Source organism: Streptomyces sp. NPDC057010, from assembly GCF_042673805.1.
In the GTDB taxonomy this organism is placed as follows: Bacteria; Actinomycetota; Actinomycetes; order Streptomycetales; family Streptomycetaceae; genus Streptomyces.
Map to the genome: position 1 here is coordinate 21765 of NZ_JBHUSC010000015.1, position 12733 is coordinate 34497.

Annotated in this window: 12 protein-coding genes; 8 read left to right on the forward strand and 4 right to left on the reverse strand. The window is 70.2% G+C overall.

Annotated elements, in window-relative coordinates; all coding sequences use genetic code 11:
• Positions 1-21 precede the first annotated feature (21 nt).
• Positions 22-1287 (reverse strand): transglycosylase family protein, encoded by a 1266-nt coding sequence (locus ACFTXQ_RS16115; RefSeq protein WP_382641074.1) that lies wholly within the window; start codon positions 1285-1287, stop codon positions 22-24.
• Positions 1288-1472: 185 nt separating this feature from the next.
• Between ACFTXQ_RS16115 and gndA the strand changes: the two genes are divergently transcribed.
• Complete coding sequence (gene gndA, locus ACFTXQ_RS16120; RefSeq protein WP_382641076.1) at positions 1473-2918, forward strand: NADP-dependent phosphogluconate dehydrogenase; 1446 nt, start codon at positions 1473-1475, stop codon at positions 2916-2918.
• 244 nt (positions 2919-3162) lie between these two features.
• Here the strand turns inward: gndA and ACFTXQ_RS16125 are convergent, their stop codons facing one another.
• Genes ACFTXQ_RS16125 through panD form a run of 3 tightly spaced genes read right to left on the reverse strand, consistent with a single transcriptional unit; the run spans position 3163 to position 4588 of the window.
• Positions 3163-3816 (reverse strand): aspartate/glutamate racemase family protein, encoded by a 654-nt coding sequence (locus ACFTXQ_RS16125; protein WP_382641078.1) that lies wholly within the window; start codon positions 3814-3816, stop codon positions 3163-3165.
• A complete protein-coding gene (locus ACFTXQ_RS16130) occupies positions 3813-4154 on the reverse strand; it encodes a GNAT family N-acetyltransferase (protein ID WP_382641080.1) in 342 nt (113 codons plus the stop codon). Before ACFTXQ_RS16130 ends, ACFTXQ_RS16125 begins: the two co-directional genes overlap by 4 nt.
• 14 nt (positions 4155-4168) lie before the next feature.
• Positions 4169-4588, reverse strand: coding sequence for an aspartate 1-decarboxylase (panD, locus tag ACFTXQ_RS16135; RefSeq protein WP_214953674.1), 420 nt, complete (start codon positions 4586-4588; stop codon positions 4169-4171).
• A 479-nt stretch (positions 4589-5067) separates the two neighbouring features.
• Between panD and ACFTXQ_RS16140 the strand changes: the two genes are divergently transcribed.
• Genes ACFTXQ_RS16140 through ACFTXQ_RS16170 form a run of 7 tightly spaced genes read left to right on the forward strand, consistent with a single transcriptional unit; the run spans position 5068 to position 12553 of the window.
• Positions 5068-5463: a hypothetical protein gene (locus ACFTXQ_RS16140; protein ID WP_382641084.1), complete on the forward strand. Its 396-nt coding sequence runs from the start codon at positions 5068-5070 to the stop codon at positions 5461-5463.
• Between the two features lie 14 nt (positions 5464-5477).
• A complete protein-coding gene (locus ACFTXQ_RS16145) occupies positions 5478-7703 on the forward strand; it encodes a hypothetical protein (protein ID WP_382641087.1) in 2226 nt (741 codons plus the stop codon).
• A gap of 10 nt (positions 7704-7713) precedes the next feature.
• Positions 7714-9000: a hypothetical protein gene (locus tag ACFTXQ_RS16150; RefSeq protein ID WP_382641089.1), complete on the forward strand. Its 1287-nt coding sequence runs from the start codon at positions 7714-7716 to the stop codon at positions 8998-9000.
• Positions 8997-10217: a serine/threonine protein phosphatase gene (locus tag ACFTXQ_RS16155; protein ID WP_382641092.1), complete on the forward strand. Its 1221-nt coding sequence runs from the start codon at positions 8997-8999 to the stop codon at positions 10215-10217. Before ACFTXQ_RS16150 ends, ACFTXQ_RS16155 begins: the two co-directional genes overlap by 4 nt.
• Positions 10214-11383, forward strand: coding sequence for a protein kinase (locus ACFTXQ_RS16160; RefSeq protein ID WP_382641095.1), 1170 nt, complete (start codon positions 10214-10216; stop codon positions 11381-11383). Before ACFTXQ_RS16155 ends, ACFTXQ_RS16160 begins: the two co-directional genes overlap by 4 nt.
• 31 nt (positions 11384-11414) lie before the next feature.
• On the forward strand, positions 11415-12125 hold the full coding sequence (locus tag ACFTXQ_RS16165) for a vWA domain-containing protein (protein ID WP_382641098.1): 711 nt from the start codon (positions 11415-11417) through the stop codon (positions 12123-12125).
• A complete protein-coding gene (locus ACFTXQ_RS16170; RefSeq protein ID WP_382641100.1) occupies positions 12122-12553 on the forward strand; it encodes a hypothetical protein in 432 nt (143 codons plus the stop codon). Before ACFTXQ_RS16165 ends, ACFTXQ_RS16170 begins: the two co-directional genes overlap by 4 nt.
• Positions 12554-12733: the final 180 nt, after the last annotated feature.

A 12733-nucleotide genomic window follows, 5' to 3' on the forward strand; every position in this document is an offset into this window, starting at 1 on the left:
GTGCCGCCGCACGTGCGCGGGTCAGATGCCGACGCCGTGGGCCCGGAGGTACTTCAGCGGGTCGATGTCGGAGCCGTAGCCGGGTCCCGTCCTGATCTCGAAGTGCAGGTGCGGACCGGTGGTGTTGCCGGTCGAACCGGAGCGGCCGATGCGCTGGCCGCCGGACACCTGCTGGCCGGCCTTGACGGAGAGCGCCGACAGGTGGGCGTACTGGGAGTACCGGCCGTCGGTGTGCCGGATGACGACCTGGTAGCCGTACGCACCGGCCCAGCCGGCGGAGACCACTGAGCCGGGGCCGACGGCCTTGACGGAGGTGCCGGTGGCCACCGGGAAGTCGACGCCCGTGTGGTAGCCGCTGGACCAGGAGGAACCGGCTACGTGGTAGGCGGTGCCGAGGGCCGCGTCGACGGGGGCGGTGAATCCGCCCGCGGCCGGCTCCTCCTTCGCCGAGGCGGACTGCGCCGCCGGCTTCTCGGCGGGCTTTTCGGCCGGCTTCGGTGCCGGCTTTTCGGCGGGCTTCTGGGCGGGCTTCTCCGCAGCCGGCTCCACGGGTTTCACCGGTTCCGCCGTCCGCGGCGGCTTCTCGGGGTTCTGCGCGGGCGGCGCGGCCGTGACGCGTAAGGTGAGCCGCTGTCCCGGGAAGATCAGGTTCGGATCGGCGCCCACGGTGGCCCGGTTGGTCTCGTACAGCGCCTGCCAGCCGCCCTCGACGTGCTGGTCGGTGGCGATCGCCGAGAGCGAGTCGCCGGGTGCGACCACGTAGGGGTTCGGCAGGACGGACGTCCCCGTCGGACGGGGCGTGCTGCCCTGCTGCCCGGTGGCGGCAGCGGTGGCGGCGGGCTTGGCCTGCTGCGCCGGGGGCTTCGCCGCGTGGGCCTGGGTGTTGGGCGTGCCGGCGGGGGCCGCGGCGCTGCGGCTGAGCCCGGCCTGTTTGCCGCAGTTGGGCCAGGCCTGCGGTCCCTGGCCCTTCAGGACCTTCTCCGCGACCGCTATCTGCTGGTCCTTGGTGGCCAGGTCGGCGCGGGCGGCGTACGCGGTGCCGCCGAAGGCCCGCCAGGTGCCCTGGCTGAACTGGAGCCCGCCGTAATAGCCGTTGCCGGTGTTGATGTGCCAGTTGTTCGTCGACTCGCAGGCCGCGACCTTGTTCCAGGTGTCCACGGAGGCGGCGTGTGCGGTTCCGGCTCCCATGAGGGGGAGCGCGATCCCGGCGCCGCCGGCGGTGACGGCGAGCGAGGCCCGGTTGATGCTGCTCGGCTGATACCGGCGGTGCCGGCCCCGTACACCCATGGGAGCCCCCATCGAAGACATCAGGAAACGCAAACCTAATCGTCTCGACCGGGACACGACAAGGGGCGCAACGGGGCGCGCTCCAGCGGAACTTGACATTCTATCGACGGGGTGGAGATCCGCCGCCCCGGCGGCCGATGTAGCGTCGGTGTTCCCCGCACACCGAAGCACGCAGGAGCGCACGCATGAGCACCAGCACAGCCCAGATCGGCGTCACCGGGCTCGCGGTGATGGGCAGCAACCTCGCCCGGAACTTCGCCCGCAACGGATTCACCGTGGCCGTCCACAACCGCACCGCCGCGAAGACCGAGGCGCTCGTGGCGGAGTTCGGGCACGAGGGCGCCTTCGTGGCGGCCGGCTCCGCGAAGGAGTTCGTCGACGCGCTGGAGCGCCCCCGTCGCCTCGTCATCATGGTGAAGGCCGGGGAGCCGACCGATGCCGTGATCCGCGAGTTCGCCCCGCTGCTGGAAGAGGGAGACGTCATCATCGACGGCGGGAACGCGCACTTCGAGGACACCAGGCGCCGGGAGAAGGAACTGCGCGCGCAGGGCATCCACTTCGTGGGCGTGGGCATATCGGGCGGCGAGGAGGGCGCGCTGCTCGGCCCGAGCATCATGCCCGGCGGCTCGAAGGAGTCGTACGACTCCCTCGGCCCGCTGCTGGAGAAGATCTCCGCGAAGGCCGCCGACGGCACGCCGTGCACCTCACACGTGGGCCCCGACGGCGCCGGACACTTCGTCAAGATGGTGCACAACGGCATCGAGTACGCCGACATGCAGCTCATCGCCGAGGCGTACCACCTGCTGCGCGAGGTCGCCGGCTACTCCCCCGCGAAGATCGCGGAGACCTTCCGTTCCTGGAACCGGGGGCGCCTGGACTCTTACCTGATCGAGATCACGGCGGAGGTGCTCGCGCACACGGACGCCGCGACCGGGCGCCCGTACGTGGACGTCGTGACCGACGCCGCCGAGCAGAAGGGCACCGGCCGCTGGACCGTGCAGATCGCCCTCGACCTGGGTGTTCCGGTGTCGGGCATCGCGGAGGCGGTCTTCGCCCGCGCCGTGTCGGGCCACGGGGACCTGCGGGCGGCCTCGCGCGGCCTCGCGGGCCCGACGGCCGCGCCGCTCGCCCCGGAGCAGGCGGACGCGTTCGCCGCGCAGGTGGAGCAGGCGCTGTACGCCTCGAAGATCGTCTCGTACACGCAGGGCTTCCACCAGATCCGCGCCGGCAGCGAGGAGTACGGCTGGGGCGTGGACCTGGGCGCGGTGGCCTCTCTGTGGCGCGGCGGCTGCATCATCCGGGCCGCGTTCCTGGACCGGATCCGGGCGGCGTACGACGCGCAGCCCGGCCTGCCGAGCCTGCTGGCGGACGCGCACTTCGCCGAGGAGATCGGGGCAGCCCAGGACGACTGGCGCGCGGTGCTCGCGACGGCGGTCGGCCAGGGCATTCCGGTACCGGCGTTCGCGGCCTCCCTCGCCTACTACGACGCGCTGCGCGCGGAGCGGCTGCCCGCGGCCCTCACGCAGGGGCAGCGGGACTTCTTCGGGGCGCACACCTACCGGCGCACCGACCGCGAGGGCTCGTTCCACACCCTCTGGAGCGGCGACCGCTCCGAGGTCCGGACGGACTGAGGCCGCTCGGCTCCGGTCAGCTCCAGGGCCCGGGCTGCGGGACGGGCGCGGGCCCCGGCGGCGGAGGCACCGGGTCCGGCTCCGGGAAGGGGCCGGGCACGGGCGGCACGGGGCGCGGGATCGGCCCGGGGTCGGGGAACGGGCTGGGGCCCGGGGTCGGCTCCGGTTCGGGCACCGGCGGCTGGGTCTCTTCGGCTTTTCGCACCATACGACCCATTTTCCCGCGATGACGGGAGGAATGCCCCTACGACTGGGCCACCTGCCGGGAGGCGAGGGCGGCGGCCAGGCCCAGGGCCGGGCTGGACAGGACCGGGACGCGGGTCGTGACGAGATCGGCGGCGCCGCTCATGGAGGCCTGGGCCAGCACGATGACGTCGGCGTCGGCCTCGGTGACGGCGTCGGCCGCCGAGGCCACGAGGGCGAGGTTCCCGGCGACGTCGCCCGCCTCGAAGCGCTCCCAGGCGCCGGCGACCAGGTGCCTGGTGATCGACACCGGCCGCGCGCCGGCCTCCTCGGCCAGGAGCTCGCAGGTCGGGGCGAGCGTCGACTCCACGGTGGCCAGTACGGCGATCCGCGGGCCCACGGCCACCGCGGCGGCCGCCATCGGCCGGTCCACGCGCAGCACCGGGACGCCGAGCTGCGGCGCCAGGGACTCCGCGGTCGCCCCGATCGTCGAACAGGTCACCAGTACGGGCACCCGGGCGGCCCCCGCCTCGGCGAGCTGCTCCAGCAGGGCCGGGGCCACCGCCTCCGGCCCTTCGGCGCGGGCGCGGGCCAGCAGCTGCGGCACCACCAGGTGCCGCAGCACGGCGCCCGGGTGGTGCCGGTCCCGAAGGGCGTCGAAGACGGGGACGTGCGCGGGCGAGGTGTGCAGCAGGACCAGGCCTGCTCCGGTCACCACAGGTCCGAGTCGCCGGCGAGCTGCGCCTTGGCCGCGGAGACGAGCCCGTCCGGCGCCCCGGGCGCCTGGTCGGGATGTTTGGCGGCCCAGCTCGCGGCGTACGGGCAGAGCGGCACCACCGGCACGCCCTCACCGGCGGCGATCCCGTAGAAGGTCTTCACCAGCCCCCCGGCGATGCCCCGGCCCTCGTGCCCCGGCTCGACGACGGTGTGCACGGCCACCAGGGCATGGGGCTCGGCGGCGAGCACGAAGTACGCGATGAACCCGACCACCGCCCCGCCCTCGACAGCCAGCAGCCGCCCGCCCTCGCGCTCGTCCACGTACTCGATCGCCATGCTCCCGGCTCCCCTCAGACGGCCACGGCGTGCGGGCTGCGCTCCTGGTCGGTCCCCGGCACCGGAGCGGAAGGATCCGCCCCGAGCTCGACGATCCGGTTGTCCCCGTCGACGTGCACGACCCGCGGCTTGAGCACCCGCGCCTCGGCGTCCTCGACCTGCGCGTAGCTGATGAGGATGACCAGGTCCCCGGGGTGCACCAGATGCGCGGCGGCCCCGTTGATCCCGATGACCCCCGACCCGCGCTCCCCCTCGATGACGTAGGTCTCCAGCCGCGCGCCGTTGGTGATGTCCACGATGTGGACCAACTCCCCGGGCAGCAGATCGGCCGCGTCGAGCAGATCGGCATCGACGGTCACGGACCCGACGTAGTGCAGGTCGGCCTGGGTGACGGTGGCACGGTGGATCTTGGACTTGAACATGGTGCGAAGCATGAAGAAACTCCCGGTTCGTCTGCTCCCTGCCTGCTCACTGCAGGTCAAGGGCGGTCCCCGCAGATTACAACCATTCGCATGTTCGGTCAGCTTCTCCCGGGGCTTGCAGGACTCATGCTGACCAATTGCTGACTTTCCTGACGCGTTATCAGACCACTGCGAAACCCCTCCACCACCCCGATGAAGGCCCTCAGCGAAGACACACCACCCTTCGACTATCCGGTGGCACACAGGAAGGCAGTCTGGCACTCGCACGGGTCCCGGGAGAAGGCCTGTGACCTGCACAGATGGCGCCTGGCCTACGCAAGAGCCGAGCGAGGCACCCACCTCGCGGCCGAGTATCCACGACACCCCCCTCTGCTGTCCTTATCGGCCACCGCCATGAATCAGATTCGGTCAACTGCGATGAAAAGGATCACGTCGAACTCTGCTTCCCCTAGGGTCGGAGCAGACGTCTGTCTGTAGAAATCGGAGAGAGCATGGATCCGATCACGGCTATCGCTGTAGCCGGAGTGGCTCTGGTCGTCAAGGGGGCGCTGGAGACCACGGGCCAGGAAGCGGGTCGCGCGGGCTGGGGTGGAGCTGTCCAGCTCGTCGAGCGGCTACGGGCTCGTTTCCGGGGGGACAGCGAGGCCGAAGCCGCCCTTGACCAGGTACAGGAGAGCCCCGGGGACACAGCGGCCCAGGAGGAACTCCAGCGCATGCTGCTGGCGCACATGCTCCGCGACCGGGACTTCGAGGCCGAGATCCGGCGGACCGTCGACGAGGCCGTGGCGGCACGTGGCGGCCCGGGCCACGTGAACGCTGCCGTGATCAAGAACGCCCAGATCTTCAACGCAAAGGTCGAGGTTCAGGGCGACTGGAACATCTCCTGACGGGCTGAACCCTCATGAGCAAGGAACCGCTGCCAGACGAGGCGGTACACACAACCGGTGACTCCGGCCCTGTCTCGGAGGACCCGACGCACGGGACGACCAGGTCGCCCGCAATCGACAGCACAGCGGACGAGGACGGCCCGGTAAGTGAGTCGGAGGCGTTGCGGGCGCTGGCCGCGGGTGGCGGGGAGAGCGAGGCCGAAAGAGCCGAGGCACTGCGCGCCGGGGCCATCGCGGACCGCATCGCCGAGCGACTGAACGCGGACGCGTCCGGGACAAGAATCGGGACACTGGCGCTCTTCAACGACACGGTGAGCTTCGGCGGCGGATTCAACTTCGGCGGCGGGCGCGGCCCAGCGGCCACACGCGGATCCACAGGTACGGTGCCCCTGGCTGAGGATGAGATCGCCGAGTACACGGATCTGTATGTACAGCCGGAGCGTTACGAGGAAGCGCTGGACGCGTTGTGCAAGCGGCATCTGCTGGTGCTGACCGGTTCGCCCGGTAGCGGGCGGACGGCCGCTGCCTTCAATCTGCTCGCCGAGGCGCTCACGCTGAACAGCTCCTCGGACGGCGGTTGTCACCGTCTTCTCGACGCCGTGTCGATCACCTCCCCCGCCTGGGAGCCACCGGCCGAGCGGAGCGCGTGCATCGCCGTGCTGGACGGCTGCCCCGATGGGCTTTCGGCACGCGGACTCGCGGGTGCGGCGTCGAGGCTCCGGGCTGCCGGAGCCCATCTCGTGCTCATCGGCGGCCCCGAGGTCGAAGCGGCAGTATCCGGCCCCGGCGGCGACGACCTCGCCTGGCACGCGCTGAGTCCGGTCGATCCACTCGCCGTACTGGAGCGTCGGGTACTCGGGCACAGCCCTGATCCCGAGCGCCGGGCGGAGCTGATGGCGTTGCTGGACGCCTCGGGCGCCTTGACCGCTCTGCGGGAACAGCCTCTGGCTGCCCATGCAGTGCGGCTGGCTTCGGTGGTCACGGCCGGCGGCGATCTGGCAGCGGCCGTCACCGCGTTACGTGACCCCAGCGATCAGGTCTACACGTGGTTCCGCACCCATCATGAGCCGGAGGCCATCGCCTTCGCACTCGCAGCCGCCGTGCTGGAGGGCAGCGGTTACCTCACCGTCGCCGATGCCGCGCTCCGTCTCCGCCAGGCCCTGTCGCCCGAGGACGCGGCCCCGCCGGATGTGCGTTTCCGGGAGCGTCTGGAGCAGGACCAGCCCTGGATCGAGTTGGTCTTCCCCGGACCGGGGGAGCTGCCCGGGTCCCCCCGGGTGCGTTTTCGCAGCACGCTGGTGCGCCACGTGGTGCTCACCTACGCGTGGACCACGCTGGACGGGCGCCGGGAAGCGGTGCTCCAGTGGTTAAGGCGGCTGCTCGGCCACTCCGATCTGGAGGTCAGGGCTCAGGCGGCCGTCGCGAGCGGGGTGCTGGCCCGGGCGGACTACCACTACGCGGTGCACCGCTTCGTGAAGTCCTGGGCCGGAAGCACTTCGTGGCCTGTGCGGCAGGCTGCGGCAACGGCCATCGGCGTGGCCGGGTCGACTCCCGCCACTGCCGAGCCGGTCTGGGACCTGCTGCATCAGTGGGCAGGCGGCGGCCACTCGGCGTACGAGCGGCGGCTGGCAAGCACCGCGGCCACTGCCGTCGGAGGGCTCTTCGGCCGCAACGCCCCGGATCGAGCGTTGGGCGTACTGCGCAGCGCGCTGGACCGGGGGGACGACTGGGGCACATTGACCCCAGTCGGCTGGGGCGGCGTACACCTGCTCCACCAGGGGCGCACACAGGAGGTACTCACCGCCTACCTCCACTGGTCTCAGCCGCAGGACCAGTCGCCGATGGTCCTCAAGACGCTCTCCGCGTTCGTCTTCGCCGTCTCGACGCCGTACACCTCAGCTGTGCCCGGCGGAGCGGGACCGGAGGGGGCCGTCGACGGCGTGCCGCTGCTCCTTAGTGTGCTGCCTCACCACCGCCGGGCACTGGCCGAGCTCTGGGGGCGAGCGCTGGCCCGCAAACCCGTTCAGGAGCCGGCGTTCGCGGCCCTGCGCGGCTGGGTCGACACCTACGCAGACTCATGCCCGGGGGCTCTGCCCTCCCTGCGCACCCTGGTGCTCGACATCGCGCGTCTCCCGGGCAGGCACCGGGAGCGGTTGCACTGGTGGCTGACGAAGTGGGCCGCCGACCGGGAACGTCCCTCCGCGTGTGCCGAAGACCTGGCCCGCGCCCTTGAGCTGTGAGAGGAGAGCTGTGACGGAACTGACCTACGATCCTGTGCTGGACCGCCAGCCCGTGCCGCGCTGGCGTCTCATGAACCCGCTGCGGCCCCCGGCCCCGGGGCGGGCCCTCGTCCTGGTGCCCGACAGCGGAGCCGCACTGACGATCCTGCCGGGCGAAGAGATCCCGGCGGCCCGGTTCGGTTCCTACCAGAGCGTGTACACCGTCGATCTTGCTGAGCACCGGCTGATCCTGGACATCCCGCTGCTCAGCAGGGACGCCACCTTCTCGTTCCGCAGCAGGGTCGATCTCGTCTGCCGGGTCGCCAATCCGGCCGAGGTCGTCAGGCGCGGCATCCGGGACATGAGCGGAGCGCTGTACGGGCACCTACGCAAGATGCTCCGAGAGGTGGCGCGAGAGTACGACGTCGCTGAATTCCACCAGGCAGAAAGGGCGTTGAACGCCTCGGTCAGCACCTTCACGGGAGATTCGGCCGTACTGCTACGCGGCGTTCATGTGGAACTGCTCGTCGACGAGGACGAGATCGCCACCAGCGGGCGGGAGTTCCGCGATGTCGTACGGGAGACCCGGCTCGACGGAATGCGGCGCCGGCGCCATCTGGAGCTGATGCGGGACGAGGGCGTGGAAGGCATCATCGCCGAGATCATGGAGAGGGAGGGCCCACACGCCGCACTCGCCTGGATCGAGAAGGGCCAGGCCGAGCAGCGGGAGGCACGTCTCCAGACCCTGCGCATGGTGCTGGAACGGGGAGACGCCGACCGTGAGCCGTTCGAGCAGGCGGAGCTCGAGCGAGCCGTGATCGACGGCATTCTCGGCGGCGAGGATGAGACGTTCGGCGGAGTGCGGCGAGGACGCCTGCGAGGCGCTCTCGCCTCCGGGCGGGACCCTCGGCCCTCAGGCCCCGGACCAGAGGGAGACGCGGGCCGTCCGTCGTCCGCCGTCGGCCCCAGCGGGCACACGTCGCCTGCCGCAACTCCCCGGGCGTCGGGTGGGATGCCTTTGCGGGGCGAGGTTGTGACTCCGGGATCGACGGTTCCGCCGGAGGACGAGCCGGTACCGTCCACGACACCGTCGACGCGGCCAGAAACAGGCGGAGGGGGACGGGCCCCCGGTGACCGACCGCGCTCCGGCACGGTCGGCACTGCCAAGCCCTCGCGACTGTCCGGCCCAGCGCGACCCTCCGGAGCGGAACGCCTCTACGACACAGGCACCCCAGAGGCCGAGCAGCCCAGGCGGGTGAGCCGAGTGCGGGGCACAGCAAAGCGGAAGCACGGCACGGACGGCGGCGAGCAAGGATGACTCCACCGCACCAGGGCGCAGGGGACGACTGGGCCCGCATCATCGGCCGCGGTCCGGTCGCCCTGACCTCTTCGCCGTCCCGCGAGGGGGAGCGGCCGCCGCTGCACCAGAGCGGCTCGGCACCCCTGCCGCCTTCCGGCGTACCGGCCACCGCGTCCGCACCACCACAGCCCACCGGTTCCGCCGATTCCGACGCACCGGGACCGCAGTCCGCCCGTCGGATGATCTGGGGGCACGGCATTCTCGGGCTCCACACCATCAGCGTTTGGACGGAGCGGGTGCCGGGGCGCGGCGAGGACGCCGAACCGCTCCTCGCCTACCACCTGAACGCGCAACGGGGCCTGGTCGGCGTGTTCGACGGTTCGGGAGGGTCCGGTTCCTCGCCCGCTTGGCAGGCCCCGGACGGTGAGCAGCGGACCGGCGCGTGGGTGGGGTCACGCGTCGCCCGGCTCGCCATGGACTGCTGGTTCCAGGAGGTAATCACTGCAGGAGAAGAGGCCGATCCCGAACACCTCAAGGGGTACTTGGACTTCTTCCACGAGCGAGCCCCGCAGCGACGCAGCAAGATCGTCGGCCGAATGCGGCGTCAGCTGCCGACCACACTGGCCGCGATCGAATTCCGGCTACCGCCGGGAAACCAGTTGGAAGGTCGGGCTCTGTGGGCCGGGGATTCGCGCGCTTATCTGCTGGACCCGGAAAGCGGGCTCCAGGTATTGACGCGGGACCACACCGAGGTGAGTGACGCGCTGGAACTGCTTCGTTCGGATCCGCCGATGACCAACATGGTATGTGCGGACCGGGACTTCTTCGTGCAAGAGCACCCCTTCGAGTTTCCGCTGCCCTGTGTACTGCTGACGGCCACGGACGGGTTCTTCGGGTACGTCCACACCCCGGCGGACTTCGAGAACGCCCTGCTGTCCACCCTTCAGGATGCGAGCTGCGAGACGGAGTGGGCCGAACTGGTCCGCCGGAACGTGCAGGGACATAGCGCCGATGACGCCTCGCTCGGCCTCATCGCGCTCGGCTACAAGAGCTTCGCGCATCTGCAGTCCGCGTTCGCCGCGCGCCAGGATTTCATTGCCGGGTTCTGCCGGAAGAACCGGCCCACGAGCGCGGATCCGGCGTCTGCCGTAAGGGCGTGGCAGAACGGTACCTGGCACGACTACCGCACCGGCTACGAGGCATACCTGCCAGCGCCTCAGGAGGAGCAGGCATGAAGCAGGGTGACGAGATCGCGGGATACCGCGTGGTGAGCGAGCCGACCAACGCCAACGGCGGCAAATGCATGTGGGCGTTCGCCGAGAAGGACGGCCATCAGTACTTCCTGAAGCGATTCCTCGAACCCAAGCGTCCGCGCGAGGGATCCACCGCGAGTGCCGTCAGCCGGCAGATTCGACTAGAAGTCTGCCAGGAGTTCGAGGACCGGCACCGCGGCATCATGAACCGGCTGCGCCCGGATGCCCGCGGCGGCGGCAATCTGGTGCTGGCCACAGATTTCTTCCACGAGGGCAGCACGTACTACAAGGTCACCGAGCGGATCGACACCTCCAGCCTGGAGAAACCCCAGGCATTGGAACCCCGGCAAAAGGCTGTGCTGCTGAAGACGCTGGCGCTGAGCCTTCAACTGCTCCACGACATCGACGTGGTGCATGGTGACCTCAAGCCGCTCAACGTGCTGATCCAGAAGCGTGACGGGGTCGTGTTCTACTCGGCGAAGCTGATCGACTTCGACGACTCATACGTATCGGGCAGTCCGCCGGGCCGCCAGGACGTTGCCGGGGACTCCCTGTACGGGGCACCGGAGTGGCGGCGCTACGTCCAGGAGGACGAGGCTGTCCGTCCGGAGCATCTGACGACGGCGGTGGACGTCTTCGCGCTGGGCCTGATGACGCACTACTACCTGACCGGCACGCTGCCGGGACACAGCACCCGGTACGGGTCCCCTGCCGATGCGGTCAACGCAGGTGAGGCATTGGACCTGCACCCGCGGCTCTCGGATTCCATGCAGGGGCTCATCCGGGCGATGACCGCTCCCGTGCCGAGGAACCGGCCGCGGATCACCACGTATCTCAAGGCGCTCACAGACCCGCAGGTGTGCGCCCTCGTACACCGGCGCCCGAGTGCGGCCAGTCCGGCGAGGACGGAACCCGAGGCGCCGGGCCCGGCGGGCCCGCAGCCCGGGGCGGCCGACGACACCTCCACGCGGAGCAGCCGGATCAGAACCAACCTCGGCCGCGGCACGGTACCCGCGCCCACGCCTCCGCCGTCGCCCACTCCCCCTTCACCTCCTGCCGGGACGGCGAAGGACGAAGGGCAGGCGTCGGCCGCCGGGCGGACGTCGCGGGTCCGCATCAACCTCGGCGACCGCCGCCGCACCTCGTAAGCCATCCGAGATCCTGGAGGAGACCCACCCAATGAACGGCAACAGTGACCAGTACCAGGGCAATCTGCAGTATGCGGTCGACATCGTGCTGTGCATCGACGCAACCGGCAGCATGTTTCCGGTCCTGGACACGGTGAAGACCAGCGCGCTCCAGTTCCACGACCGGCTCAACGAGGTGATGGCCAAGAAGGGCAAGGCCATCAGTCAACTTCGACTGAAGGTGATCGCGTTCCGCGACTTCGGTGACAACCCCGACGACGCCATCGAGCAGACGGGCTTTCTGGTGCTGCCCGACCAGTCGAGGGACTTCGAGACGTTCGTGCGGGGCATCGACTGCGGAGGCGGCGGCGACATTCCGGAGTCAGGTCTCGAGGCGCTCGCCCTCGCGATCAACTCGCCCTGGGAAAAGGGCCTCGACCGTCGGCGGCACGTCATCGTGATGTTCACGGACGCCCCCGCCCACCCTCTGGGGACGGTCGGCACGTCAGCTCAGACCTATCCTGCCGCCATCCCACACACCATGGACGAGCTCTTCGAGCAGTGGGGCTACGCCCGCAGCCAGACGGCGGTGATGGAGCAGTCCGCGAAGCGTCTGGTGCTCTTCGCTCCGGACGGAGCACCGTGGCAGGATCCGATCGCGGAGGAGTGGGACCTGACGCTGCACTTCGAGTCCAAGGCCGGCGCCGGGCTCGAGGAGTTCGAGATGGACGAGATCATCGAGACGATCGCGAACAGCCTGTGAAACTGGACCTCCCGGGCGCGTCGGTGCAGCTGGCCGACGGCACCTTCGCCTTCAGCTGGCACCACTTCGGTGTGCTGGACGTGTCAGTCGCACGCTGCACCTCGCTGCACACCAGGGCCCATGGCCAGCAGGGCGAAGTGCAGCTGATCTTCCAGTTCCGGCCCGAGGCGGCGGGTGAGGGCGCAAGCGGGATGGTCATGGTGCGGGTCGATGTTCCCACCCAGCACGCGGCCTCAGCCGTACGGTTCATTACGGAGGCTCGCGCCCGGTACGACATCGCCGGACCGGCGGATGATGGCAGCCAAGAAGACACCGTGAGCCGCATCCCTCGGGACGACCGGGACTGGATCACGGGGCCCACGAACGCAGACTCCGAGGAACTCTACGGGGAAATCTTCGACCGGATCAGGGCGGAACCGGCGGCCTGACAAGCTCACGACAGGTAGAGAGGGAGCAACGGTGGCCGGGGCCAACTGGCGCTGCACGGCATGCGACATCTACAACGTGTCTGCCGCGAGAGCGTGTCAGGCATGCGACACGGAACGAAGCAGGCCGCCCGTACGGAAACCGCCCCTTGCCGGGCCGTCGAGCAACTGGAACTGCACCCA

Excerpts from the sequence above, each read along its gene's own strand:
- ACFTXQ_RS16115 (WP_382641074.1), bottom strand. The coding sequence starts at position 1,287 with ATGGGTGTACGGGGCCGGCACCGCCGGTATCAGCCGAGCAGCATCAAC.
- gndA (WP_382641076.1), top strand. The coding sequence starts at position 1,473 with ATGAGCACCAGCACAGCCCAGATCGGCGTCACCGGGCTCGCGGTGATG.
- ACFTXQ_RS16130 (WP_382641080.1), bottom strand. The coding sequence starts at position 4,154 with ATGGCGATCGAGTACGTGGACGAGCGCGAGGGCGGGCGGCTGCTGGCT.
- panD (WP_214953674.1), bottom strand. The coding sequence starts at position 4,588 with ATGCTTCGCACCATGTTCAAGTCCAAGATCCACCGTGCCACCGTCACC.
- ACFTXQ_RS16140 (WP_382641084.1), top strand. The coding sequence starts at position 5,068 with ATGGATCCGATCACGGCTATCGCTGTAGCCGGAGTGGCTCTGGTCGTC.
- ACFTXQ_RS16145 (WP_382641087.1), top strand. The coding sequence starts at position 5,478 with ATGAGCAAGGAACCGCTGCCAGACGAGGCGGTACACACAACCGGTGAC.
- ACFTXQ_RS16155 (WP_382641092.1), top strand. The coding sequence starts at position 8,997 with ATGACTCCACCGCACCAGGGCGCAGGGGACGACTGGGCCCGCATCATC.
- ACFTXQ_RS16160 (WP_382641095.1), top strand. The coding sequence starts at position 10,214 with ATGAAGCAGGGTGACGAGATCGCGGGATACCGCGTGGTGAGCGAGCCG.
- ACFTXQ_RS16165 (WP_382641098.1), top strand. The coding sequence starts at position 11,415 with ATGAACGGCAACAGTGACCAGTACCAGGGCAATCTGCAGTATGCGGTC.